Raw genomic sequence first — 22,870 nt, 5'->3', positions numbered from 1 at the left:
TCTCCGCCGATCCCACCGGTTACCCTGACCGGTATGGACCCGGTGATTCAGCGGCGCGTGCAGCTCGGCTTTCTGTCGATCGGCGTTCTCGCGACCCTGATCGGCGCGGTGATCATCCTCGGCGCCTACCGCAACGACGCGAAGATCGACGCCAACCAGGCCACGGCCGTCGCCGACGTGATCTCCGCCGACCGGCTGCACGCCGCGGTGAACTTCGTGACGCCCGACGGTGTGCTGCGCAATCCCAAGTTCGGCCTGCTGTATCCGACGGAGCTGGAGGCCGGGCAGCGCATCCTGGTGGACTACGACGCCACCGATCCGGACAATCTGGCCCGCCCCGCGGGACGCAACGCCCAGCTCTCGGTACTGCCCGGGGTGTCGATCGTGGTGGCCGGATGGCTGGTGGCCCTCGTGGCGATGCTGACCGTGGCCGAGGTGAGCCGCCGCATGCGTCTGCGGGCGGCCGCCGCGGCGTCGTCTGTGTCGGAGGCCCCGGCGTCGGAGGCCCCGGCGTCGGCGCCTGCGGCCCCAGCGGAGTCGGGCGCGGACGCGCAACCTTAGACTCGACCCCATGACCGAGCCCGCCGAATCCGGTTCCCGCGCCAGCCTGGACAAGGACCCGTCCGAAGTCGCCGAGATGTTCGACGGGGTCGCCAAGCGCTACGACCTCACCAACACGGTGCTCTCGTTCGCGCAGGATCGCCGGTGGCGCACCGCCACCCGCAAGGCCCTGGCACTGCGTCCGCGCGACGTGGTGCTCGACCTGGCCGCGGGCACCGCGGTCTCCACCGACGAGCTGGCCTCCGCGGGCGCCACGGTGATCGCCGCCGACTTCTCGCGCGGGATGCTCCGCGCGGGCGCCAAGCGCGACGTCCCGAAGGTGGCCGCCGACGCGCTGCACCTGCCGTTCGCCGAGAACAGCTTCGACGCCGCCACCATCTCGTTCGGGCTGCGCAACGTGAACGACGTGCCGCTGGCCCTGCGGGAGCTGCGCCGCGTCCTCAAGCCGGGCGGTCGCCTGGCGATCTGCGAGTTCTCCACCCCCACGCTGGCGCCGTTCCGGACCGTGTACATGGAGTACCTGATGAAGGCCCTGCCCGCGGTGGCCTCCCGCGTCTCCAGCAACCCGGACGCCTACGTGTACCTCGCCGAATCGATCCGGGCGTGGCCCGATCAGGCCGGGCTCGCCGCACAGATCCGCGAGGCCGGTTTCGCCGACGTGGCCTGGCAGAACCTCACCGGCGGCATCGCGGCCATCCACACCGGCCGCGCCTGATCAGGTGAACGGCGGCCGGTGCTCCCACCGGCTCATCGCCAGTCCGGATCCGCGCCAGGCGCGCGCGATCAGGTCGGTGTCCTCGGCGGTCAGCAGATTGCCCATCACCCGCACCACCAGGCTCATCAGCGCCGCCGACCGGATGCCGGGACGGCCCAGCACCGGCACCGTCTTCGGCATGGTGAGCAGCCCGGCGGCCCGGCGCGCCGCGGCGAACGCGGCCCCGTACTCGGCCTGCAGCAGGGCGGGCCAGGCCCGCGTGTGGTCGTCGCTGTCGGCGAGCAGTTCGACGGCCATCCGACCGGTCTCCAACGCGGAGTCGATGCCCTCGCCGTTGAGCGGATTGACGCACGCGGCGGCGTCGCCGATCAGCATCCAGTTGCGGCCGGCCACCCCGGACACCGCCCCGCCCATCGGCAGCAGCGCCGACGCGATGCGCTCGGGGCCCGAGGTGAACTGCCAGTCGTCGGTCACCATGCGCACGTAGTGCTCCAGGACCGGCCGCAGCTGGACCGCGGCCGGGCGCTTGGCGGTGGCCAGGGCGCCGACGCCCACGTTCACGGTGCCGTCGCCGAGCGGGAAGACCCAGCCGTAGCCGGGGAGCAGGGTGCCCTCCGGGTCGCGCAGCTCCAGGTGCGAACCCATCCATTCGTCGTCGGCGCGCCCGGACCGCACATAGCTGCGCCCGGCCACTCCGTAGGCGGTGTCGCGGTGCCACTGCCGGCCCAGCACCTTGCCGAGGGTGGAGCGCACGCCGTCGGCGACGATCACCTGACCCACCCGCATCGCGGTGGGACGGCCGTCGCGGGTCACGAGCACCGACGAGATGCGGTCGCCGTCGCGTTCGACGTCGACGGCCTTGCCGGTGACCATGCGGGCGCCCCGGTCGAGGGCGAAACGGCGGACGGCGTCGTCGAACTCGGTGCGAGCCACGGCGCTGCCGAACGGTCCGAACCGGGAGGCCGGCCAGTCGACGCGCTGCTGCGCGCCCCACCCGTTCAGTTCCAGGCCGCGGATGCGCGGGCGGCCGGTGAGGTAGTCGGTCATCCCCAGGTTCTCCAGGGCGCGCACCGCGCGCGGGGTCAAGCCGTCGCCGCAGGTCTTGTCGCGCGGAAAGGTCGCGGCGTCGAGCAGGATCACCTCGGCCCCGGTCGCCGCGGCGTGCGCCGCCGCGGCGGCACCGGCCGGACCTGCGCCGACGACCAGGATGTCGGCGGATTCCACGAGTGCGGCGTCGTCGCCCGTTGTACTGGTCACCCGTCGATTATGTCGCCGAGGGTTTGCGGTTACGCTTCTGGTGTCGTCCGAGCGCGCAAAGGCCGCGTTGGCGGCAGCAGATCCGCTGGGCAGCGGTCTGAGTAGACGAGGGGACGCGACAACGTGAAGTCGACATTCGCCGGACTCGACCTCGGCACCGGGGAGTTCGCCGAGGGGGTAGCGCAGGCACTGGTCCGCGTGGAGGACCTGCTGCTCGCCGAACTGTCGTCCGGGGATGAGATCCTCACCGAGGCCGCGACCCACCTGGCCAAGGCCGGCGGCAAGCGTTTCCGGCCGATGTTCGCCCTCCTCGCCTCCCACTTCGGTCCCGACCCCGAGGGCACCGACGTGATCACCGCGGCGACCGTGGTGGAGATGATCCACCTGGCCACCCTGTACCACGACGACGTGATGGACGACGCCCCGCTGCGGCGCGGCGCGCTCAGCGCCAACGCCCGCTGGAACAACTCCATCGCCATCCTGGCCGGCGACTTCCTGTTCGCCCGCGCCTCCCGCCTGGTGTCCACGCTGGGGCCGGACTCGGTGCGCATCATCGCCGAGACGTTCGCCGAACTGGTCACCGGCCAGATGCGCGAGACCGTCGGCGCCCGCGGCGGCGACCCGGTGGAGCACTACCTCAAGGTGGTGTGGGAGAAGACCGGTTCGCTGATCGCCGCCGCCGGCCGGTTCGGTGCGATGACCTCCGGCGCCGACGCCGAGCGCGTCGAGGCGCTCTCGCGGATCGGCGACATCGTGGGCGTGGCCTTCCAGGTGTCCGACGACATCATCGACATCGCCTCGGTCACCGACGACAGCGGTAAGACCCCCGGCACCGACCTGCGGGAGGGCGTGCACACCCTGCCGGTGCTGTACGCGCTGGAGAGCTCCGACGCGAGCCGGCTGCGCGAGCTGCTGGTCGACGCCGAGACCGGCGAGCCGCGCCCGCTCACCGAGGACGCCGAGGTGGCCGAGGCACTGCAGCTGCTGGTGGCCTCCGAGGGGATGGACCGGGCCCGGCAGCGGCTGGGACGGATGGCCGACGAGGCGCACGCCGAACTGGCACGACTGCCCGAGGGACCGGCGCGGGATGCGTTCACGTCGCTGGTGAACTACACCGTCGACCGCGTCGGCTGATCGTCGCCGACACGTGCCGCGGGAACTTTTCCCCGCGCCGTCCGCGTTGACTCGGTAGTCATAGTTCTTCGTCCCGAGGGGTCCGATGCACTCTTTCAACGGTCTCAAGACCGCCGCCCTCATGGGTTTGATGTCGGCGATCATCGTCGGCATCGGTGCGGCCTTCCAGAACACCACGATCCTGATCCTGTCGGTGGTGCTCGCGGTGGCGACCAACGCCTACGCGTACTTCAACAGCGCGAAGCTGTCGCTGAAGGCGATGCATGCGCAACCGGTCACCGAGGTACAGGCCCCGCAGCTGTACGCGATGGTGCGTGAGCTCGCCACCCGCGCCAATCAACCGATGCCGGCGCTGTACATCAGCCCCACCGAGTCGCCGAACGCCTTCGCCACCGGCCGCAATCCGAAGAATGCGGCGGTCTGCTGCACGTCGGGCATCATGGAGCTGCTCGACGAGCGGGAACTGCGCGCGGTGATCGGGCACGAGCTCAGCCACGTCTACAACCGGGACATCCTGATCAGCTCCGTCGCCGGCGCGATGGCCGCGGTGATCAGCGGTCTGGCGAACTTCGCGATGTTCGCCGGGATGTTCGGCGGCAACCGCGAGGGCGGGGTCAATCCGCTGGCCATGATGCTGATCGCGATCCTCGGCCCGATCTCGGCCATGCTGATCCAGATGTCGGTGTCCCGCTCGCGCGAGTACCAGGCCGATGCGTCTGGCGCCGAACTCAGCGGCGACCCGTTGGCGCTGGCCTCGGCGTTGAACAAGATCTCCGGCGGCATCGCGTTGGCGCCGTTGCCGCCGACGCCGGAACTGACCACGCAGTCGCACATGATGATCGAGAGCCCGTTCCGCGCGGGGGAGAAGATGAGCCGGCTGTTCGCCACGCACCCGCCGACCGAGGATCGCATCGCGCGCCTGCACGAGATGGCGCGCCAGGGCGGTCAGACGTTCTGATCGTCCGGCCGCAGGATCTCGATCTGCGCGGCCTGTAGCGGCTGGTGACACTGGTCGCAGTCCAGCCGGGGCGCCAGGGCGTGGTCGTCGTGCCGCCAACTCATCGCCGGTCCCTCCGGGAGGGCGTACCAGCGCTCGGCCCAGCTCAGCGTGGTCGCGATGATCGGAAAGAAGGCCTGACCCTTCTCGGTGAGGTGGTAGTCGCGGCGGCCCTGCTCGGCGACGTCGACGCGCAACAGGCCGTAGTCGAGGAGGATGCGTAGCCGTTCGGACAGGATGTTCGACGGGATCTTCAGCGTCGATTCGAAGTCTGTGTAGCGGCTGATGCCCTGGAACACGGCTCCCATCACCACCGCCGACCAGCGGTTGCCGAAGACGGCCATGGTCTCGGGGAATTCCCCCGCGCTGCGGGAGGCGTTGGTGCGCCGCCGGGTGGCGGTCTCGGGCACCGAGCGGGACCAGCCGCCGGTGGGACCCCAGGCGGCCCGCACGTCGGTGCGGACGGTGGCGACCCCGCAGGTGCCGCACACCAGTTCCGGATGAAAACTCGCGCCGCAGACGGTGTGCCGCCGGACCGGCAGTTCCCCGCGCACGTGATCGGCCCAGCGATCCTCCCAATCCCAGATGGCGAGCAGGATGGGCCAGGTGCCGCGCCCCTGCGGGGTCAGCAGGTACTCGGCGCGGATCGGATTCTGCTGGTACACGCGACGAATCAGCAGGCCCTCGTCGGCCAGGAGTGCGAGCCGGGCGGCCAGGCTGGCGGCGGAGATCGGCAGCAGCTCCTGGAACCGGCCGAACCGGGTGGCGCCGGTGTGAGCGGCGCGCAGTAACTGCAGGCACCATTCGTCGCCGAGGACGCCGAGGCCGCGTGCGATGGAATTCGGGCCGGTATCAGGTGGCGATGCGGAGACGACCCCCCGGTCAGCGGATTGCTGCATGGGGGTCAGCGTAGCCGTCACCAGCGGCGAGGTCGGGATTTTGGGGCAGTGCCGTGTCGAGCACGTGGCGGCTCCTCTCGCGTCGTCGGTCGCTCGGCGCCCGCCCGTCGAAGCGGGTGGGAGCGGCGTCTTCCAGCACAGATTAATTGACAGAGTGACTACGATAGCTATAGTGACTTGGATCATCATGTGATTGCATGCGGGATAAGAAGGAGCACCAGGGAACGATGACTTCGATTTGGATGATGGGCGGCTACCAGACCGACTTCGCCCGGAACTGGCACCGCGAGGGTCTCGACTTCGCCGATCTGACGAGGGAGGCCGTCACCGCGACCTGCGAGGCCGCGGGCATCGGCCCCGAGGCCATCGAGGTGATCCACGTCGGCAACGCCTTCGGCGAGATGTTCACCGGCCAGGGCCACCTGGGTGCGATGCCGGCCACCGTGATCCCGGAACTGTGGGGCACCCCGGCCACCCGCCACGAAGCCGCGTGCGCCTCCGGCGGCACCGCGCTGCTGGCCGCGATGGCCGACCTCAAGGCCGGCCTGTACGACGTCGCGCTGGTCCTGGGCGTGGAGCTGGAGAAGACCGTGCCCGGCGACGAAGCCGCGCGGAACCTCGGTGCGGCGGCCTGGGCCGGGCACGAGGGCGAGCAGGCCAAGTTCATGTGGCCGTACATGTTCGCCGAGATGGCCGAGGAGTACGACCGGCGCTACGGCCTCGACTTCGCGCATCTGCGCCGGATCGGGGAGATCAACTTCGCGAACGCCCGCAGCAACCCGAACGCGCAGACCCGCGGCTGGACCGACCTGGTCTTCGAGGCCGACGACGCCCGCAACCCGCTGGTCGAGGGGCGGCTGCGCCGCCTGGACTGCAGCCAGATCACCGACGGCGCGGCCGGCGTGATCCTGGTGAGCGACCGCTACCGCCAGGCCCATCCGCAGGCGCAGCCGTGGTCGCTGGTCAGCGGCTGGGGCCACACCACCGCCGGGCTGTCGCTGGAGAGCAAGCTCGGCCGGCGGGACGACTCGCCGTACCTGCTGCCGCACCTGCGCACGGCCATCACCGATGCGCTGGACCGGGCCCGCGTCGACCTCGACGACCTGGACGGCCTGGAGATCCACGACTGCTTCTCGATGAGCGAATACCTCACCATCGACCACCTCGGCCTGACCGCACCGGGCCGCTCTTTCGAGGCCATCGACAGCGGCGCGATCGAGCGCGACGGCGCCCTGCCCATCAACCCCAGCGGCGGACTGCTCGGTGGCGGACACCCGGTGGGCGCCAGTGGCATCCGGATGCTGCTGGACGCCTCCGCGCAGGTCTCCGACCGTGCCGGCGACATGCAGATCGACGGCGCGAACACCTTCGGCACCGTCAACTTCGGCGGCAGCACCGCCACCTGCGTGACCCTCGTGGCCACCAGCGCGCCGAACTGACCGACCCTCTTCCTTCACCGACAGCTAAGGACAAGACCCATGGTGACCAGTGTGGACCTGGTGGAACGGATGATCACCACCCTCCCCGCCGACGACGACCACCCCTACCGCTCCGGCGCGTGGCGGCCCCAGCAGGCCGAATGGAACGCCGACGACCTGACCGTCGTCGAGGGCCAGATCCCCGCCGACCTGGACGGCGTGTACCTGCGCAACACCGAGAACCCACTGCACATGCCGATCCACCAGTACCACCCGTTCGACGGGGACGGCATGGTGCACATGGTCGGGTTCCGCGACGGCAAGGCGTTCTACCGCAACCGCTTCGTCAAGACCGACGGTCTGGCCGCCGAGCAGGAGGCCGGCCGGTCGCTGTGGGCGGGCATCGCCGAATCGCCGTCGATCTCCGACCGCACCGACGGCGTGGGCGCGCGCCAGTTCCTCAAGGACTCCTCGAGCACCGACGTGACGGTGTTCCGCGGCGAGGCGCTGACCAGCTTCTACCAGTGCGGCGACCTTTACCGCATGGACCCGCTGACCGGCGACGCGCTGGGTCGCGCCGACTTCAACGGCGCCTTCCCGGCCGAACTCGGCGTCTCCGCTCACCCGAAGAACGACGACCGCAACGGAGAACTGCTGTTCTTCAACTACGGCAAGCAGGCGCCGTACATGCACTACGGCGTCGTCGACGCCGCCAACGACCTCGTGCACTACGTGCCCATCGAACTGCCCGGTCCGCGGCTGCCGCACGACATGGCCTTCACCGAGAACTACGCGATCTTCAACGACTTCCCGCTGTTCTGGGACGAGGACCTGCTGCGCGCCGGCCACCATGTGCCCAAGCTGCACGACCTGCCTTCGCGCTTCGGCATCCTCCCGCGCCGCGGTGACCCGTCGCAGATCCGCTGGTTCGAGGCCGACCCCACCTACGTCCTGCACTTCACCAACGCCTTCGAGGACGGCGACGAGGTGGTGCTCGACGGCTTCTTCCAGCACGACCCGGATCCGAGCGCGGAGGAGTCGGCGCACCTGCCCAAGGCGCTGCGGCCGTTCCGCTTCCTGGCCCTGAACCGGATGAAGACCCGGCTGCATCGCTGGCGGTTCAACCTGGTCACCGGCGCGGTGCGCGAGGAATCGCTGACCGACACCATCAGCGAGTTCGGCATGATGAACAACGACTACCTGACTACCGACTACCGGTACGCCTACGCGGCCACCGGCAAGCCGGACTGGTTCCTGTTCGACGGTCTGGTGCGCCACGACGTGCACACCGGGGCCGAGGAGCACTACTCCTTCGGCGACGGCGTGTTCGCCAGCGAGACCAGCGTCGCCCCCAAGGTGGGCGCCACCGCCGAGGACGACGCGTACCTGGTCACCATCACCACCGACCTGAACGACGACGCGTCGTACGCCGTGGTGATGGATGCGGCGCGCCTGTCCGACGGCCCGGTCTGCCGGGTGCGGCTGCCCGAGCGCGTCTCGTCGGGCACCCACTCCACCTGGGCGCCGGGCTCGGAGCTGCGCCGCTGGCGCACCGCCGACAACGCCGGCGATGCCGTGGAGATCGGCTGATGCGGGCACTGCTGGACGAGCTGGCGCTGCCGGTGATGGCCGCGCCGATGTTCCTGGTGTCCGGTCCCGACCTGGTGGTCGCGGCCGGGCGCGCCGGCATCGTGGGCGCGTTCCCCACCCAGAACTGCCGCACCGCCGAGGAACTCGACCGCTGGCTGGCGACGATCACCGAGGGCCTCACCGTCGACGGCACCACCCTGCCGTGGGCCGTGAACCTGGTGACGCACCGCACCAACGGTCGCCTGGCCGAGGACTTGGCGCTGGTGGCGAAGTACCGGCCGCCGCTGGTGGTGACCGCGCTCGGCTCGCCCAAGCCGGTGCTGGAGACGGTGCACGCCTACGGCGGCGCGGTGATCGCCGACGTCGCCGACCTGGCGATGGCGCGCAAGGCCGCCGCGGCCGGCGCCGACGGGCTGGCCTGCATCTCGGCCGGGGCGGGCGGACACACCGGCATGCTGTCGCCGTTCGCCTTCACCGCCGCGGTCCGCGAGTTCTTCGACGGCCTGCTGATCATCGGCGGCGGCATCTCCGACGGCTTCGGCGTGGCCGGGGCGATCGCCGCGGGCGCCGACCTGGTCTACATGGGTACCTCGTTCCTGGCCTCGCAGGAGAGCCTGGCGGTGGCCGACTACAAGCAGATGGTGGTCGACTGCAGCCTCGAGGACCTGATCGTCAGCGCCGGGATCACCGGCACCCCGGCGTCGTGGCTGCGGCCCAGCCTGATCAGCCACGGCATCGATCCGGACGCGCTCGACGACGTCGAGCGTGAGCGCGACTACCAGGCCGGGGGCGACGCGGTGCGTCGCTGGAAGGACCTGTGGGCCGCCGGGCAGGGCATTGGCGCCGTCACCGACATCCGGCCCGTCGGCGAGATCGTCGCCGACCTGGCCGAGCAGTATCAGCGGGCCGCGGCCCGCCTCACCCCGTACCGTTCCCTGGAAGGAAGCACTCATGCTTGAGTTCGACCCCGGCCTGTACTCGCCCGACAAGATCGAGCGTTTCCGCGCGATGGGCGCCTGGACCGACGAGACCGTCGACCAGCTGTTCCGCGACCGCGTCGCCGAGAACCCCGACAAGATCGCCCTGGTCGACCCGGCCAACAACGAGGTGCTGGTCGGCACCGCGCCGCGTCGGCTCACCTGGCGGCAGGTCGACGACGAGGCGACCGCGCTGGCGGCCCGCCTGCTCGAGGCCGGGGTGGGCACCGGCGACGTGATCGGCGTGCAGATGCCCAACGGCGTGGAGCTGGTGGAGCTGTACCTGGCGGCCTGGCGCATCGGCGCGGTCGTCTCGCCGCTGGCCATGCAGTACCGCGAGCACGAACTGGTCGGCATGGGCAACGCCGCCGGGTTCTCCGTGCTGGTCACGGTGCCTGCCTTCGCCGACCGTCCGATGGCCGCGGAGATCCTCGGCTTCGCCGATCGGCTGCCCGGCCTGCGGACCGTCGCGACGCTGACCGCCGAGCCGGTCGGGGAACCGGTGGACGGGGTGCTGGCGCTGGTCTCGGCCGCGGCCACCGACGCCGATCGGGCCGCGGTCGCCGCGCACGGCTACTTCGCCGATCCGAACCACCCGATGACCATCTGCTGGACCTCGGGCACCGAGAGCGCACCCAAGGGCGTCCCGCGCGCCCACTACGACTGGCTCTCGTTCACCTGGGCCGGGGTCGACGCTCCCCGCCTGACCGGCGACGACGTGCTGCTCAACCCGTTCCCGATGATCAACATGGCGGCCTTCGTGGGCAAGCTGCTGCCGTGGCTGCGCACCGGTGCGCGGCTGGTGCAGCACCACCCGTTCGACGCACCGACCTTCTTCGGTCAGATCGCCACTGAACGGGTCACCTACACCGTCGCGCCGCCCGCGCTGCTGCTGATGCTGCTGCGCAACGAGGCCCTGCGCGGTCAGATCGACCTGTCCAGCCTCACCCGCGTCGGTTCCGGCTCGGCCCCGCTGCAGCCGGTGACGGTCCGCGGCTGGCAGGAGGACATGAACATCGCGGTGATCAACTTCTTCGGTTCCAACGAGGGCATCGGGCTGCTGTCGAGCCCGGAGGACTTCCCGGACCCGGTGAACCGTGCGATGTACTTCCCGCGCTACGGCACCCCCGGCATCGAATGGGCGTCGCGGGTGAGCCAGTGGATCTCGCTGAAGCTGATCGACGAGGTGACCGGCGAGGTCATCACCGAACCGGGCCGACCGGGCGAGCTGTACATCGACGGCCCGATGGTCTTCGCCGGCTACCTCAACGGTGAGACGCTGGCCAGCCCGTTCGACGAGGACGGCTACCTGCGCACCGGCGAGGTCTTCCAGATCGCCGGCGACAAGAACCAGTACCTGCACTACGTCGACCGGGCCAAGGACCTGATCGTCCGCGGCGGCATGAACATCGCCCCCGCCGAGGTCGAGGCTTTGCTGAGCGATCACCCCGCGGTGGCCGAGGCCGCCGTCATCGGCCGTCCGTGCGAGGTGATGGGCGAGCGCGTGCACGTGGCGCTGGCGCTGAACCCGGGCGCGGAGGTGACCCTGGACGAGCTCACCGAGTTCCTCCGGGACCGTCACATCGCCTCGTACAAGCTCCCCGAGAGCATGGAGGTGCTGCCGGAGCTGCCGCGCAACCCCGTCGGCAAGCTCCTCAAGCGGGACCTGCGCACGGCGCTGGCCGAGATGGGCTGACGCCCGCCCACCCGTTCCCGATAGAGCTTTCCGCTACCGATAGACGACGACGCTCCCGCGACCCCAGACAGGGGTCGCGGGAGCGGAATCGACCGTCGGGAGCGGAAGGCTGCTAGCGGTAGTTCACGAACTGCAGCGCGATGCCGAAGTCCTCGCCCTTGAGGAGCGCGATGATCGCCTGCAGGTCGTCGCGCTTCTTCGACGACACACGCAGTTCGTCGCCCTGAATCTGCGCCTTGACGCCCTTGGGGCCCTCGTCGCGGATCTTCTTGGCGATCTTCTTGGCGTGCTCGGAATCGATGCCCTGCACGATCTCACCGGTGATCTTGAAGGTCTTGCCGGAGCCGACGGGCTCGCCCGCGTCGAAGGCTTTGAGGGAGATGTCCCGGCGGATGAGCTTCTCGCGGAAGACCTCCAAGCCGGCGACGGCCCGTTCCTCGGCGTCGGAGGTGATCACGATCTTCTCCTCGCCGGACCAGTCGATGCCGGTGTTGGTGCCCCGGAAGTCGTACCGCTGCGACAACTCCTTGGCAGCCTGGTTGAGGGCGTTGTCGACCTCCTGGCGGTCGACCTTGCTCACCACGTCAAATGAAGAATCAGCCATGTCCCCAGGGTAGGGCATGGCAGGCGCGACGGGGACGCTGACCTGCCGGTTTGCATAGACCACCCGGTCCCGTTGTATTCTATTTCCCGTTGCCTTCACCGGCGACACGGCAGATTGCCCGAGCGGCCAATGGGAGCGGATTGTAAATCCGTCGCGAAAGCTACGTAGGTTCGAATCCTACATCTGCCACCGACGAGAATATGACTACGGAAATCGGTAGTGACCAGCGGTTTTGGTCTTCCGGAGACTGTGTGTGTAATCTCGTGAAGGCTTCTGGGCCACACCGGAAAACGGTGCGGCCCGGAAAACGCCCCCTTAGCTCAGTCGGCAGAGCGTTTCCATGGTAAGGAAAAGGTCGACGGTTCGATTCCGTCAGGGGGCTCGCTTGGCACGGCGACCCGCGAGGGTGGTCCGAGCTGACAGGGCGGTGTAGCTCAGCTGGTTAGAGCGCACGACTCATAATCGTGAGGTCGGGGGATCGAGTCCCCCCACCGCTACACAATTCGGCCGCTCACCGCGGACCCGCCCAAGACGGGGATCGCCAGGCGCCGAAGACGAGAAGTAAGACGCGAAAGAAGGCTAAGGACATGGCTTCCTCAACTGACGTGCGGCCGAAGATCACCTTGGCCTGCGAGGTGTGCAAGCACCGCAACTACATCACCAAGAAGAACCGGCGCAACGACCCGGATCGCCTGGAGCTGAAGAAGTTCTGCCCCAACTGCGGAACTCACCAGGCTCACAAGGAATCGCGCTAAGCGATCCACAGGTTTCATCGAGCGGGCCACCTCACAGTGTGAGGTGGCCCGCTCGATTTGATTGAGGCGACGCCAGGCGCGCGCCAACCGACCGCAGATGTCACCGCGGTCCGCTCGAGGGAGAACACCATGATGATGCAGCAGAACGAGAAGGCGGATCTGACCGTCGAGCAGATCGCCGAGCACACGGCGTCGGTCGTCGGCCACCACTACACCGTCGACGACTACTACGAGGTGGGTCGCGAAGAGGTGCGCAAGCACGCCCGTGCCGTCCAGGACGGACATCCGACGCACTGGAGCGAGGCCGGCGCCCGCGAGTACGGACACGACCGCATCGTCGCCCATCCCACGTTCGTCTCTGTGCTCGGCATCACGGCGCAGGCCAAGCTGTTCGACGAGGTGGTCACCGGTTACGACCTGTGGCAGATCATGCAGACCGATCAGCGCCTGGTGTACCACCAGCCGATGAAGGTGGGCGACCAGCTCATCTGCGACGTCTCGCTGGAGTCGTTCCGGCACATCTCCAGCCCGGAGGCCATCGACCTGCTGGTGACCAAGAACATCATCTGGAATCAGCACGACGAGCCGGTGATGACCACCTACACCTCGATCGCCGCCCGGCCGGGCATGAAGGTGCCCGAAGAACTGGCGGACTCGCTCGACCACGTGATGATGAAGGTGGACGAGATCGGAGACCCGGGCAAGACCGTGCACCGCGAGGGCGGGCACGGGCAGCCGGACCCGGTCGAACGGCCCGGCGCGTACGCGGCCGTCGACTTCGACACCCTCAGCGTGGGCCAGGAACTGCCGCCGAAGACCTTCGAGCTCACCCGCGGGAACCTGGTCAACTACGCCGGGGTGGCCGGCGACCCGAACCCCATCCACTTCTCCGACCACGTCATCGCCGCGGCCGACGGCATGGACGAGGTGGTGGCGCACGGGATGCAGACCATGGGACTGGGCGCCACCTACGTCTCGGAGTTCGTCGGCGACCCGGCGGCCTTCTGCGAGTACAACGTGCGCTTCACCAGCCCGGTCTACGTCCCGGCCGATGCCAGCGCGAAGGTGGACTTCACCGGTAAGGTGAAGGCGCTCGACCCGGAGACTCGCCGCGGCACCATCGCGCTGACCGCCAAGCAAGACGGCCGCAAGATCTTCGGGCGCGCGAATGTGGTCGTGCAATTCAACTGACCACGCCGGTGTGAGGCGACTGATCATCCCGGTTTGAGGTGTGAGGGCCCGGTGCTCTACACTAGGAAAGTCGAAGGCTTACTTCAGACTTGCGCGCTACCCGAAGGGTGGCGCGTTGGTCTTGTAGGGCTCGATAGGTGCCGGTGCAGACCGGCACAAAGGGGCGTAGCTCAACTGGCAGAGCAGCGGTCTCCAAAACCGCAGGTTGCAGGTTCAAGTCCTGTCGCCCCTGCACCCGACGTCCCGGGACGCCAGCGTTTCGGGACCGTTCCCCGGCCGGGGGATGAGGTAGACGAAGGGATCGGTGAATAGGTGGCCAAGCGCGACCGTAAGGCTCCGAAGGATGACGCGGAGCTGACGACCGGCGACGACGCCGACACCGGTATCGACGTCGACGTCATCGAGGCCGACGAGATGCGGCCTCAAGGCAAGCGTCGCGCACGTGAGCGTCGTACCGCCTCCGGCGAGTCGCTGCCGGGCAAGGTCGGCGTCGTCGATCCCGCCGCCGAAGAGGGCACCAGCGCAGACAGTCGCAATCCGTTCGTGCGGATCTGGGTCTTCCTGCGCCAGGTCGTCACCGAGATGAAGAAGGTCATCTGGCCGACTCGTCGGGAGATGATCGTCTACACCATCGGCGTGCTGCTGTTCGTGTCCGCGGTGACCGCGGCCATCTTCGGCATGGACATCGGGTTCGCGAAGCTGACGCTGTTGGTGTTCGGCTGACGCGAGCGGGCCGGCCGCCAGGCCGGTCGACGAGAAGTAACACATCGGGCAATGAAGGAGCGTGGGCGCGAATGAGCACCCCGGAGAACGAGATCGAATCGCCGGAGACCGGCGACGCGGCGGTGGAGGCTACGGCCGAGGCCGCAGAGTCGGCGTCGATCGACACCGACGCTCCCGAGGCCGACACCCCGGCGGAGACCACCGAGGCCGACACCCCGGCGGAAGCCGCCGAGGCTGTCGACGAGGTCGAGGAAGACCCGATCGAGGCCAAGAAGCGCGAGCTGCGCCGTCAGCCGGGCGACTGGTACGTGATCCACTCGTACGCCGGTTACGAGAACAAGGTCAAGGCGAACCTCGAGACGCGCGTGCAGAACCTCGATGTGGGCGACTACATCTTCGAGGTCGTCGTGCCGTCCGAAGAGGTCACCGAGATCAAGAACGGCCAGCAGAAGAAGGTCAACCGCAAGGTTCTGCCCGGCTACATCCTGGTGCGCATGGAACTCAACGACGAGGCGTGGGGCGCGGTGCGCAACACCCCCGGCGTGACGGGCTTCCTAAGCATGAACAACACGACGCCCACGTCGCTGTCGATCAAGGAAGTGCTGCAGTTCCTGGTGCCGCGCGCCGAGGTCCGCAAGGCCGCTGCCGCCAAGGCCGCTGCCGCCGTGGGCGACAGTGTCGAGGCCGCTGCGGCCGCCGCGTCCAACCTCGTCGAGGTCGACTTCGAGATCGGCGAGTCGGTCACCGTCATGGACGGCCCGTTCGCGACGCTGCCCGCGTCGATCAGCGAGGTCAACACCGAGCAGCGCAAGGTCAAGGTGCTGGTGTCGATCTTCGGCCGTGAAACCCCGGTCGAGCTCGGCTTCAACCAGGTGGAGAAGCTGTAGCCCCCGGGCCGCCCACCCATAGAGACTTCCGCGTATCCAGCGTTCGCGGAGAGTGAAGATACAAAGGACAAACTGAGATGCCTCCCAAGAAGAAGAAGATCGCCGGGATCATCAAGCTGCAGATCCAGGCGGGCCAGGCCAACCCGGCGCCGCCCGTGGGTCCCGCGCTTGGTCAGCACGGCGTGAACATCATGGAATTCTGCAAGGCCTACAACGCGGCTACCGAGTCGCAGCGTGGCAATGTGATTCCGGTCGAGATCTTCGTGTACGAAGACCGCTCGTTCGATTTCAAGCTGAAGACCCCGCCCGCAGCGAAGCTGCTGCTGAAGGCCGCCGGCCTGCAGAAGGGCTCCGGCGAGCCGCACATCAACAAGGTCGGCAAGGTCACCATGGACCAGGTCCAGGAGATCGCCAAGACCAAGGCTGAAGACCTGAACGCCAATGACATCGACGCGGCCGCGAAGATCATCGCCGGCACCGCGCGCTCGATGGGCATCACCGTCGAAGGCTGATCAGCCGCACCAACCCTCGTGGGAGGGCCGCGCTCGGCCCACTAACCACTCACTCGGGATCCGCACGCGGGACCCTGAAGAAGGAACAGAGCACATGAGCAAGAAGAGCAAGGCCTACCAGGCCGCCGCCGAAAAGGTCGATCGCGACAACCTGTACAGCCCGCTGGAGGCTGTCGAGTTGGCGAAGGAGACCTCCTCGAAGAACACCGACTCGACCATCGAGGTGGCCGTCCGCCTCGGCGTCGACCCCCGTAAGGCCGACCAGATGGTGCGCGGCACCGTCAACCTGCCGAACGGCACCGGTAAGACCGCCCGCGTCATCGTCTTCGCCGCCGGCGACAAGGCCACCGAGGCCGCCGCCGCCGGTGCCGACGAAGTGGGCGCCGAGGACCTGATCGAGAAGATTCAGGGCGGCTGGCTGGACTTCGACGCCGCCATCGCCACCCCGGATCAGATGGCCAAGGTCGGCCGCATCGCCCGCGTCCTCGGACCGCGCGGCCTGATGCCGAACCCGAAGACCGGTACCGTCACCACCGACGTGACCAAGGCCGTCAACGACATCAAGGGCGGCAAGATCAACTTCCGCGTCGACAAGGCAGCCAACCTGCATTTCGTGATCGGCAAGGCGTCGTTCAGCGCCGCTCAGCTGGCCGAGAACTACGGCGCCGCGTACGACGAGATCATGCGTGCCAAGCCGTCCGCTGCCAAGGGTCGGTACATCAAGAAGGTCACCATCTCGAGCAACACCGGACCGGGCATCCCGGTCGACTCGTCGGTCTCGCGCAACTTCACCGAAGCCGCGCAGGACTGATCCAGGTTTCACCGCACGGGCCTCGCCACGTCTCGACGTGGCGGGGCCCGTCGTGCATCCCGGGTTCGGACGCGAGTACCGTCACAGCGCGGCCGGGTGGCCGGCTGCGGCCGACCGGGCGCGTGTGATCATGCTGGGGTGAACGATGCGGGCCGGATCGATGAGGGCGGGATCGAGGAGGGCGGGGACGGCACGACGCGGTCGGAGGTACTCCTCGGCCTGCGCCTGTCGCTGCCCGCCGGTCTGGGCATGTTTCCCCTCGGCATGGCCTTCGGTCTGCTCGTGATCCAGCAGGGCCTGGCGTGGTGGATGGCGCCGGCGCTGTCGTTCCTGGCCTACGCCGGTTCGCTGGAGCTGCTGCTGGTGGGCATGATCGCCACCGTCACCCCGCTGGCCACCATCGCCGTCACCACCTTCCTGGTGAACTTCCGCCACGTCTTCTACGCCTTCTCCTTCCCGCTGCGCGTGGTCCGGGGTCGATGGGCGCGCCTGTACTCGATGTACGCGCTGACCGACGAGTCCTACGCCGTCACCGCCGCCGCCCCCGGCTCGTGGACGCACGCCCGGCTGCTCGCCACGCAGGTCGCCTTCCAGGTGTACTGGGTGGGCGGGGGCCTGGCCGGAGTGGCGGTCGGCTCGCTGCTGCCCGGCCCCATCGAGGGGCTGGAGTTCGCGCTCTGCGCGCTGTTCATCACGCTGACCCTGGACGCGTGCCGCACCCGCGAGCAGGTGCCCTCGCTGCTGTTGGCGGCGCTGTCGTTCGCGGTGGCCGCCGTCGTCACGCCTGGAGCGGTGCTGTTCACCGCCCTGGCGCTGTTCGTGGGCCTGCTGATCGGCCGCTACGTGCTCGAGCGGGTGCGCGCATGAACATGCCCGATCCCGGGTACCTGGTAGCGGTGCTGGTGACCGCCTTCGCCATCACCTTCCTGCTGCGGGCCCTGCCGTTCGCGCTCCTGCGCCCGCTGCGGCAGTCGCGCGCGGTGATCACGCTGGCCGCGTGGATGCCGGCCGGAATCCTGGCGGTGCTTGCCGCGGCGACCCTGCAGAGCACCCTGGACACCGACGGCCGGTGGCTGCCTGCGCTGGCGGCGGTGGCGGTCACGGTCGCGGTGCACCTGACGTGCGGACGCCGCACGCTGCTCAGCGTCGGGCTGGGCACGCTGACCTACGTCGGCCTGCTCTACCTGTTCTGAGCCCGACCCCGGCCGCGCGCTCGCCCAGCGGGCAGCGGCCGTCGGCGCTAGCGTAGGGCGCATGGAACCTGTGGGCGCCAAGATCGCCGTCGTCGGAGCCGGCGCGGTGGGCACCTCCATCGCCTACGCCGCGCTGATTCGCGGGGTGGCCCGCACGGTGGCGCTGATGGACGTGAACGAGGCCAAGGTGCAGGCGCAGGTCTTGGACCTGCAGCACGGCCTGGAGTACGTGCCGCGTGCCCGGGTGATCGGTGGCGCCGACCCGCAGATCTGCGCCGACGCCGACGTCGTCGTCTTCACCGCCGGGGCCAAGCAGAACCCGGGGCAGTCCCGCCTGGAGCTGGCCGAGGCCACCATCGCGCTCACCCGCACGGCGCTGCCACCCATCGTCGAGGCCGCGCCGAACGCCCGCTTCGTGATGGTGACCAACCCGGTCGACGTGGTGACGTACGCGGCCCTGAAATTCACCGGGCTGCCGCGCACGCAGCTGTTCGGGTCCGGCACGGTGCTGGACTCGTCGCGGCTGCGTTTCCTGCTGTCGGAGCACTGCGGCGTCGCGGTGCAGAACGTGCACGCCTACATCGCCGGCGAGCACGGCGACTCGGAGATCCCGCTGTGGAGCTCGGCCACCGTGGGCGGCGTTCCGCTGCTGGACTGGACGCCGCTGCCCGGTCGGGCACCGCTGGATCGGGCCGCGCGCGAGGGGATCCGCGACGAGGTGGTCGGCTCGGCCTACCGCATCATCGAGGGCAAGGGCGCCACCAACTACGCCATCGGCCTGGCGGCCGCGCGGATCACCGAGGCCGTGCTGGGCGACGAGCATCGCGTGCTGCCGGTGTCGTCGCTGGTCGACGACGATGCCCTCGGCTTCGGCGACGTGTGCCTGTCGTTGCCGACGGTGGTCGCCGCGGGCGGGGCCCTGCAGCGACTACCGATCGCCATGTCCGAGTCGGAAGCGGCCGGGCTGTGCGACTCGGCGCGGACCCTGCGGGAGATGCAGCGCCGGTTCGGTCTGTGAGCGGGCCTGTGGAAAGCCGCTCGGGTCGGCCGCACTCCTGTGGACAGCGCGGGCCGGGCGGTCGGTGCCGGTGACTAACCTGGCCTCATGCGCGACGACAAGCTGCTGACCCGGATCGGCGCTCTGCTCCGGCAGGCCGAGGGCACCGACAACGAGCACGAGGCGCAGGCCTTCCTGGCGGCCGCGCAGCGGTTGGCGACCGCCTCGTCGATCGATCTGGCGGTGGCCCGCAACCACGACCCGGCGCTGGCCCGGAGGCAGACGCCGCTGAGCAGGCAGATCGCCATCGGCACGGCGGGTAAACGCGGTCTGCGCACCTACGTGCAGCTGTTCGTGCAGATCGGCCGGGCGAACGACCTCACCTGCGATGTGGCCTCGAACTCCACCTACGTGGTCGCCTACGGCTACGAGGCCGACATCGACACGACGGAGGCGCTGTACGCGTCCCTGGTGGTGCAGATGGTGGCCGCCAGCGACGCCTACCTCAAGTCCGGGGCGTACAAATCCGAGACCGCGCAGCAGGTGGTGACCCGCGACTACGGGCCGTGGCGGCGTCGGGTGGTGGAGGAGAAGGCGCTCTCGCCGATCACCGCCCGCCTCAACTTCCAGTCGGCCTTCGCCGAGCGTATCGGCGCGCGTCTGCTGCAGGCGCGGGACGAGCAGCGCGGCGAGGCGCTCCGGGCCGAAGGCTCGGGTCCGGGAACTCCGTCGACCGCACTGGCCCTGCGGAACAAGGAACTGGCGGTAGCCGACTACCACCGGCGCGAATCCACCGCGCGGGGCAGTTGGCGGCCCAGCCGTGCCACCGCGGGCTATTCGTCGGCCGCCCGGCGTGCCGGGGACACCGCGGGCCGTCGTGCCAAGATCGGCGCCGACCGGGAGTTCGGGGCGCCGCGCGGGGCCCTGGAGAAGTGACCCGGGACAGCACCCGGGCGCGCTACTACGAGACCGAGGGCCTGATCTTCGCGCTGGTCGACCGGCCCGGCGGGCGCGCCCACACCGTGCAGGTGGCCGGGGCCACGCTCACCCTGCCCGCCGAAGCCCGGTTCGGCTCGGTGGAAGCCGTGCAGCGTTACGTCGACGAGGTGCTGGCGCTGCCGTCGGTGCGGGACCGCTTCGATCGGGCCCGGCGGCCGGTCCGGGTGCGTGGGCGCAGATCGGCCGGTCGCGCGCACTACGCGCCCGACACCGCCGAGATCGCGATTCCCGACGGGGCCGACGGGCGCTGGGCGATGCGCGAACTGCTGGTCCTGCACGAGTGCGCGCACCACCTGACCGATCCCGGGGCGGCCGCGCACGGGCCGGAGTTCACGCACACCCTCATCGACCTGGTCGGACTGGTGCTGGGACCGGAGTTCGCGCTGGTCTACCGCGTCCTGCTCGGCGATGCGGAGCTCGCCTGAGGCCGGTCGCGCCAGATCAGTGCAGCCTTGTTGCCGTACGGGCCGTGTCTGTGCACGGCAGTTCCCGGATACCTCGCCGAGGCGCACTGACTGAAAGCTCTGACCCCAGCCTTCGGTACCGATAGCCTCGTCGGGGGACCGCCCGACAATAGAAGGAAGCCCAGGCTGTGAGTATGACTTGGCGAGAAGCGATCCTGCGGGTGCTGAGCGAGTCGGACGTTCCGCTTCACTACACGGAAATCGCGCAGCAGATCATCGACAAAGGCTACCGGAACGATACTGCTACCCCGGCAAACACTGTCGCCGCGACTCTGGGATACGAGGACATGAAACCTCGTATCCGGAGGACGTCCCGCGGCGTGTACACGTTGGCGGACAGCTCATCAGATCCCAGATCACCCGCACCGACGGTCGCGGCGACCACAGCCCCGGGCGACGAGGACGCTAACGAGTTGACCGCTGCACACGAAGAGATGGGACTAATCAACGCGTTCGGTATGTTCTGGGCGCGCGAGAGTGTCGATTGGAGCGCTCGGACCCCCAGAGTGCTCGGTGTACAACAAACGGGTAGTCAACCTGTGAACTTCGCCAACCAAACCGGTGTCTACTTGCTCTACGACGGCAACCGAGTGGTGTATGTGGGCCGCGTCACCAGCGCACGCCTGGGGCAACGCTTGTGGGACCACACGCGCGATCGTCTAACGAGCCGGTGGAACCGCTTCTCGTGGTTCGGCGTGAGAGGTGTCGCGGACGACGGAAGTCTTACGGACGGCCCCGCTGGCGACATCAGGCCCGACCAACTCATTGCGACACTGGAGGCGCTTCTTATTGAAGGCCTTGAGCCGCCGCAGAATCGTCGGCAGGGCGACGGATTCAATGCACTGGAGTTCATTCAGTTCGTTGACCCAGAGATCGAGAAGCGCAGAGTTCAGCAGGCCGTCATGCGTGCGTCGTGGAGCTAGCCAGACTGCGAAGTAAAGAACGCACCACCAGGTTGGATCGGTAGAGTATTTCTGCTCTTCCGTGACCAAGAGACTGATCCATCCGGGGTGTCCGAGGACCCATTCCCTAGCGAGGATGGGATATTTTGGGATTGAATGAACGCTGGGACGGACTCAAGCTTGATGTGGTCGAAATCGTCGGCCAGCTGGGACGTTCCTATTTGAGTGGGCGGCGATGGACAAGGCTGCGGATTTGCTGGGGGTGACCCCGGTGGGCACTGCGCGCCAGGGGTCAAGTACCTCCGGGTCAGCTGAGGGACGTGCCGATCGAGGGTGTCCGTGACACAGGAGTTTTTCGCTGAGATCACACCACCGTGCTTGGTCGGCTTCATGATCCTGCTCCCTGATCCGATCCCGCTACCGCAGAAAGCAACCTGGTATTCAACTACCGATGAACGAACGCCGGAGTTGGAAGGAGTGGAGTTCGCGCCGCAATCAGGTGTGGCGACCACCCCAGTATTGGATGGCGAGCACAACTTCGTATCTCTGAGATTCTGGCAGATGGTCGATGATTCGCCTACGCCGTTCGTGCACGAGAGTAAGTTGCTGATGAAGGCGTTCGACGCGATGCACCCAACCCACAACGAAGACACCGGCCATGAATACCTCGACCGAGAGATCGCTCCGGGTGAGATGTACCGCACCGTCGTGGAGGCAGTCACATTCAACAGTGAGGAGCCGTCAGATTCGACCTCGATCGATCGGTGTCTGAGTGAACTGATGAAGTTCTACCGATCCTACCGTGTAGTCGCCCCCCGTCCCTTGCCTGAGTTGACGATTCGACGGCTCTTTCCGACCGTACTCATCTTCAAACGTGCGCCGGACGAGACCGAGGTTACTTTCGTCGGTATCACGGTTCTCGAAGATGGGGCACCACCCAACCTTGGTGGTCTCGTTAGTGAAGTCGGCACGGACTACGCAATGTTCGATCAGGCGGCAGGCCTCCAAAGCCGTCTAGATCGACTGGACCCGCTGGCCCGCTACCTCGAGTGTCGAACCGACGCGGGGTACGCCCTTCATGGCGTTGGCTCGTTTCGTGACGCCGTGATCCATCTCGGCATCGCGTGCGAGGTGCTGTTCGACGGCTTGCTGGGCATGTTGATGTGGGAGGAAGGGGTATCGATCGACGACGCTGCGGAGGTCTTCTCCAGCACGATCGTAACCCGAATAAAGAACGAATTTCATACTCGACTTGGCGGTACTTGGCGATTGGATCGAGGTGAACTCGGCGACTGGAGTAGGAAGGTGGCAGATGTGCGTAATCGAGTCGTTCATTCGGGCTATCGACCTAGTGTGGCCGAAGCTATCGAGGCAGAGGCTGCTGCTGATGCATTGCGGGACTTCGCCGCTGGGCGACTGTCAGCGCTTGGTCGGAAGTACCCAAATGCCAACGTGGTCTTCTTCGGTGACTCGCCTGTTCCCGTGGGATAGTGCCCCTTGGGGTGGTGGACTTCGGATCGGGCGTAGAGTCACGCGTTCTGATCAACGAGTCGTTGTGAACGCTATGCGATTTGGGCTTGCGCGTCCA

24 protein-coding genes and 4 tRNA genes are annotated in these 22,870 nt (G+C 68.2%); 25 read left to right on the top strand and 3 right to left on the bottom strand.

What is annotated here, in order from left to right:
* The first annotated feature begins 33 nt into the window (after nucleotides 1-33).
* Together ACFFJD_RS15565 and ACFFJD_RS15560 are read left to right on the top strand one after the other, a co-directional pair.
* The gene (locus ACFFJD_RS15565) at nucleotides 34-561 is read left to right on the top strand and encodes a hypothetical protein (protein ID WP_382365790.1); all 528 of its coding nucleotides are present in this window, start codon (nucleotides 34-36) and stop codon (nucleotides 559-561) included.
* Between the two features lie 10 nt (nucleotides 562-571).
* Nucleotides 572-1,276: a demethylmenaquinone methyltransferase gene (locus tag ACFFJD_RS15560; protein ID WP_382365788.1), complete on the top strand. Its 705-nt coding sequence runs from the start codon at nucleotides 572-574 to the stop codon at nucleotides 1,274-1,276.
* Here the strand turns inward: ACFFJD_RS15560 and ACFFJD_RS15555 are convergent, their stop codons facing one another.
* On the bottom strand, nucleotides 1,277-2,533 hold the full coding sequence (locus ACFFJD_RS15555; protein ID WP_382365786.1) for a geranylgeranyl reductase family protein: 1,257 nt from the start codon (nucleotides 2,531-2,533) through the stop codon (nucleotides 1,277-1,279).
* A gap of 123 nt (nucleotides 2,534-2,656) precedes the next feature.
* Between ACFFJD_RS15555 and ACFFJD_RS15550 the strand changes: the two genes are divergently transcribed.
* On the top strand, nucleotides 2,657-3,667 hold the full coding sequence (locus ACFFJD_RS15550) for a polyprenyl synthetase family protein (protein ID WP_382365784.1): 1,011 nt from the start codon (nucleotides 2,657-2,659) through the stop codon (nucleotides 3,665-3,667).
* Nucleotides 3,668-3,752: 85 nt separating this feature from the next.
* Nucleotides 3,753-4,625: a zinc metalloprotease HtpX gene (htpX, locus tag ACFFJD_RS15545; RefSeq protein ID WP_382365782.1), complete on the top strand. Its 873-nt coding sequence runs from the start codon at nucleotides 3,753-3,755 to the stop codon at nucleotides 4,623-4,625.
* Here htpX and ACFFJD_RS15540 read toward each other — a convergent pair.
* Nucleotides 4,613-5,563, bottom strand: a complete 951-nt coding sequence (locus ACFFJD_RS15540; RefSeq protein WP_382365780.1) for a winged helix-turn-helix transcriptional regulator — start codon at nucleotides 5,561-5,563, stop codon at nucleotides 4,613-4,615. The two genes, htpX and ACFFJD_RS15540, sit on opposite strands and share 13 nt — an antisense overlap.
* Before the next feature lie 227 nt (nucleotides 5,564-5,790).
* On the opposite strand from ACFFJD_RS15540, the gene ACFFJD_RS15535 reads away from it, so the two are divergent.
* Genes ACFFJD_RS15535 through ACFFJD_RS15520 form a run of 4 tightly spaced genes read left to right on the top strand, consistent with a single transcriptional unit; the run spans nucleotide 5,791 to nucleotide 11,244 of the window.
* Nucleotides 5,791-7,002, top strand: coding sequence for an acetyl-CoA acetyltransferase (locus ACFFJD_RS15535; RefSeq protein ID WP_382365778.1), 1,212 nt, complete (start codon nucleotides 5,791-5,793; stop codon nucleotides 7,000-7,002).
* A gap of 39 nt (nucleotides 7,003-7,041) precedes the next feature.
* Complete coding sequence (locus ACFFJD_RS15530; protein ID WP_382365776.1) at nucleotides 7,042-8,571, top strand: carotenoid oxygenase family protein; 1,530 nt, start codon at nucleotides 7,042-7,044, stop codon at nucleotides 8,569-8,571.
* On the top strand, nucleotides 8,571-9,530 hold the full coding sequence (locus tag ACFFJD_RS15525) for an NAD(P)H-dependent flavin oxidoreductase (RefSeq protein ID WP_382365774.1): 960 nt from the start codon (nucleotides 8,571-8,573) through the stop codon (nucleotides 9,528-9,530). The genes ACFFJD_RS15530 and ACFFJD_RS15525 overlap by 1 nt, the downstream gene beginning before the upstream one ends.
* Nucleotides 9,523-11,244 (top strand): class I adenylate-forming enzyme family protein, encoded by a 1,722-nt coding sequence (locus ACFFJD_RS15520; protein ID WP_382365772.1) that lies wholly within the window; start codon nucleotides 9,523-9,525, stop codon nucleotides 11,242-11,244. The genes ACFFJD_RS15525 and ACFFJD_RS15520 overlap by 8 nt, the downstream gene beginning before the upstream one ends.
* 112 nt (nucleotides 11,245-11,356) lie before the next feature.
* On the opposite strand, the gene ACFFJD_RS15515 is transcribed toward ACFFJD_RS15520, so the two are convergent.
* Nucleotides 11,357-11,848: a YajQ family cyclic di-GMP-binding protein gene (locus tag ACFFJD_RS15515; protein WP_382365770.1), complete on the bottom strand. Its 492-nt coding sequence runs from the start codon at nucleotides 11,846-11,848 to the stop codon at nucleotides 11,357-11,359.
* Nucleotides 11,849-11,956: 108 nt separating this feature from the next.
* Between ACFFJD_RS15515 and ACFFJD_RS15510 the strand changes: the two genes are divergently transcribed.
* From ACFFJD_RS15510 to ACFFJD_RS15430, 17 genes are all read left to right on the top strand, one after another.
* Nucleotides 11,957-12,037 (top strand) — tRNA-Tyr (locus tag ACFFJD_RS15510).
* Nucleotides 12,038-12,157: 120 nt separating this feature from the next.
* Nucleotides 12,158-12,230 (top strand) — tRNA-Thr (locus ACFFJD_RS15505).
* A gap of 41 nt (nucleotides 12,231-12,271) precedes the next feature.
* Nucleotides 12,272-12,345, top strand: a tRNA-Met gene (locus tag ACFFJD_RS15500).
* Between the two features lie 90 nt (nucleotides 12,346-12,435).
* Entirely contained in the window at nucleotides 12,436-12,603 is a 168-nt protein-coding gene (gene rpmG, locus ACFFJD_RS15495) for a 50S ribosomal protein L33 (RefSeq protein WP_246992217.1), read from the top strand.
* 129 nt (nucleotides 12,604-12,732) lie between these two features.
* The gene (locus tag ACFFJD_RS15490; protein WP_382365767.1) at nucleotides 12,733-13,794 is read left to right on the top strand and encodes a fused (3R)-hydroxyacyl-ACP dehydratase subunits HadA/HadB; all 1,062 of its coding nucleotides are present in this window, start codon (nucleotides 12,733-12,735) and stop codon (nucleotides 13,792-13,794) included.
* A 159-nt stretch (nucleotides 13,795-13,953) separates the two neighbouring features.
* Nucleotides 13,954-14,026, top strand: a tRNA-Trp gene (locus tag ACFFJD_RS15485).
* Nucleotides 14,027-14,106: 80 nt separating this feature from the next.
* Nucleotides 14,107-14,517, top strand: coding sequence for a preprotein translocase subunit SecE (gene secE / locus ACFFJD_RS15480; protein WP_382365765.1), 411 nt, complete (start codon nucleotides 14,107-14,109; stop codon nucleotides 14,515-14,517).
* 71 nt (nucleotides 14,518-14,588) lie between these two features.
* Nucleotides 14,589-15,404 (top strand): transcription termination/antitermination protein NusG, encoded by an 816-nt coding sequence (nusG, locus tag ACFFJD_RS15475; protein WP_382365763.1) that lies wholly within the window; start codon nucleotides 14,589-14,591, stop codon nucleotides 15,402-15,404.
* Between the two features lie 77 nt (nucleotides 15,405-15,481).
* A complete protein-coding gene (rplK, locus tag ACFFJD_RS15470) occupies nucleotides 15,482-15,916 on the top strand; it encodes a 50S ribosomal protein L11 (protein WP_382365761.1) in 435 nt (144 codons plus the stop codon).
* A 94-nt stretch (nucleotides 15,917-16,010) separates the two neighbouring features.
* Entirely contained in the window at nucleotides 16,011-16,727 is a 717-nt protein-coding gene (rplA, locus tag ACFFJD_RS15465; RefSeq protein ID WP_382365759.1) for a 50S ribosomal protein L1, read from the top strand.
* Nucleotides 16,728-16,865: 138 nt separating this feature from the next.
* Nucleotides 16,866-17,594, top strand: a complete 729-nt coding sequence (locus tag ACFFJD_RS15460; protein WP_382365757.1) for an AzlC family ABC transporter permease — start codon at nucleotides 16,866-16,868, stop codon at nucleotides 17,592-17,594.
* A complete protein-coding gene (locus ACFFJD_RS15455) occupies nucleotides 17,591-17,920 on the top strand; it encodes an AzlD domain-containing protein (protein WP_382365755.1) in 330 nt (109 codons plus the stop codon). The genes ACFFJD_RS15460 and ACFFJD_RS15455 overlap by 4 nt, the downstream gene beginning before the upstream one ends.
* A 61-nt stretch (nucleotides 17,921-17,981) precedes the next feature.
* Nucleotides 17,982-18,938: an L-lactate dehydrogenase gene (locus tag ACFFJD_RS15450; protein WP_382365753.1), complete on the top strand. Its 957-nt coding sequence runs from the start codon at nucleotides 17,982-17,984 to the stop codon at nucleotides 18,936-18,938.
* An 87-nt stretch (nucleotides 18,939-19,025) separates the two neighbouring features.
* Nucleotides 19,026-19,853, top strand: coding sequence for a DUF2786 domain-containing protein (locus tag ACFFJD_RS15445; protein WP_382365751.1), 828 nt, complete (start codon nucleotides 19,026-19,028; stop codon nucleotides 19,851-19,853).
* Complete coding sequence (locus ACFFJD_RS15440; RefSeq protein ID WP_382365749.1) at nucleotides 19,850-20,341, top strand: TIGR04338 family metallohydrolase; 492 nt, start codon at nucleotides 19,850-19,852, stop codon at nucleotides 20,339-20,341. The genes ACFFJD_RS15445 and ACFFJD_RS15440 overlap by 4 nt, the downstream gene beginning before the upstream one ends.
* A gap of 173 nt (nucleotides 20,342-20,514) precedes the next feature.
* The gene (locus ACFFJD_RS15435; protein ID WP_382365747.1) at nucleotides 20,515-21,303 is read left to right on the top strand and encodes an HTH domain-containing protein; all 789 of its coding nucleotides are present in this window, start codon (nucleotides 20,515-20,517) and stop codon (nucleotides 21,301-21,303) included.
* A gap of 318 nt (nucleotides 21,304-21,621) precedes the next feature.
* A complete protein-coding gene (locus ACFFJD_RS15430) occupies nucleotides 21,622-22,773 on the top strand; it encodes a hypothetical protein (protein ID WP_382365745.1) in 1,152 nt (383 codons plus the stop codon).
* Nucleotides 22,774-22,870 lie beyond the last annotated feature (97 nt).

The organism is Gordonia phosphorivorans (assembly GCF_042432625.1).
Taxonomy (GTDB): Bacteria; Actinomycetota; Actinomycetes; order Mycobacteriales; family Mycobacteriaceae; genus Gordonia; species Gordonia phosphorivorans.
This window is presented reverse-complemented; position numbering and strand designations above follow the sequence as displayed.

What these genes read in the sequence shown, in the direction of transcription:
- ACFFJD_RS15530 (WP_382365776.1), top strand. Translation starts at nt 7,042, where the DNA reads ATGGTGACCAGTGTGGACCTGGTGGAACGGATGATCACCACCCTCCCC.
- ACFFJD_RS15540 (WP_382365780.1), bottom strand. Translation starts at nt 5,563, where the DNA reads ATGCAGCAATCCGCTGACCGGGGGGTCGTCTCCGCATCGCCACCTGAT.
- rpmG (WP_246992217.1), top strand. Translation starts at nt 12,436, where the DNA reads ATGGCTTCCTCAACTGACGTGCGGCCGAAGATCACCTTGGCCTGCGAG.
- ACFFJD_RS15515 (WP_382365770.1), bottom strand. Translation starts at nt 11,848, where the DNA reads ATGGCTGATTCTTCATTTGACGTGGTGAGCAAGGTCGACCGCCAGGAG.
- htpX (WP_382365782.1), top strand. Translation starts at nt 3,753, where the DNA reads ATGCACTCTTTCAACGGTCTCAAGACCGCCGCCCTCATGGGTTTGATG.
- ACFFJD_RS15455 (WP_382365755.1), top strand. Translation starts at nt 17,591, where the DNA reads ATGAACATGCCCGATCCCGGGTACCTGGTAGCGGTGCTGGTGACCGCC.
- ACFFJD_RS15490 (WP_382365767.1), top strand. Translation starts at nt 12,733, where the DNA reads ATGATGATGCAGCAGAACGAGAAGGCGGATCTGACCGTCGAGCAGATC.
- ACFFJD_RS15445 (WP_382365751.1), top strand. Translation starts at nt 19,026, where the DNA reads ATGCGCGACGACAAGCTGCTGACCCGGATCGGCGCTCTGCTCCGGCAG.
- ACFFJD_RS15520 (WP_382365772.1), top strand. Translation starts at nt 9,523, where the DNA reads ATGCTTGAGTTCGACCCCGGCCTGTACTCGCCCGACAAGATCGAGCGT.
- ACFFJD_RS15450 (WP_382365753.1), top strand. Translation starts at nt 17,982, where the DNA reads ATGGAACCTGTGGGCGCCAAGATCGCCGTCGTCGGAGCCGGCGCGGTG.
- rplA (WP_382365759.1), top strand. Translation starts at nt 16,011, where the DNA reads ATGAGCAAGAAGAGCAAGGCCTACCAGGCCGCCGCCGAAAAGGTCGAT.
- ACFFJD_RS15435 (WP_382365747.1), top strand. Translation starts at nt 20,515, where the DNA reads ATGACTTGGCGAGAAGCGATCCTGCGGGTGCTGAGCGAGTCGGACGTT.
- nusG (WP_382365763.1), top strand. Translation starts at nt 14,589, where the DNA reads ATGAGCACCCCGGAGAACGAGATCGAATCGCCGGAGACCGGCGACGCG.
- ACFFJD_RS15525 (WP_382365774.1), top strand. Translation starts at nt 8,571, where the DNA reads ATGCGGGCACTGCTGGACGAGCTGGCGCTGCCGGTGATGGCCGCGCCG.
- ACFFJD_RS15565 (WP_382365790.1), top strand. Translation starts at nt 34, where the DNA reads ATGGACCCGGTGATTCAGCGGCGCGTGCAGCTCGGCTTTCTGTCGATC.
- rplK (WP_382365761.1), top strand. Translation starts at nt 15,482, where the DNA reads ATGCCTCCCAAGAAGAAGAAGATCGCCGGGATCATCAAGCTGCAGATC.
- ACFFJD_RS15535 (WP_382365778.1), top strand. Translation starts at nt 5,791, where the DNA reads ATGACTTCGATTTGGATGATGGGCGGCTACCAGACCGACTTCGCCCGG.
- ACFFJD_RS15560 (WP_382365788.1), top strand. Translation starts at nt 572, where the DNA reads ATGACCGAGCCCGCCGAATCCGGTTCCCGCGCCAGCCTGGACAAGGAC.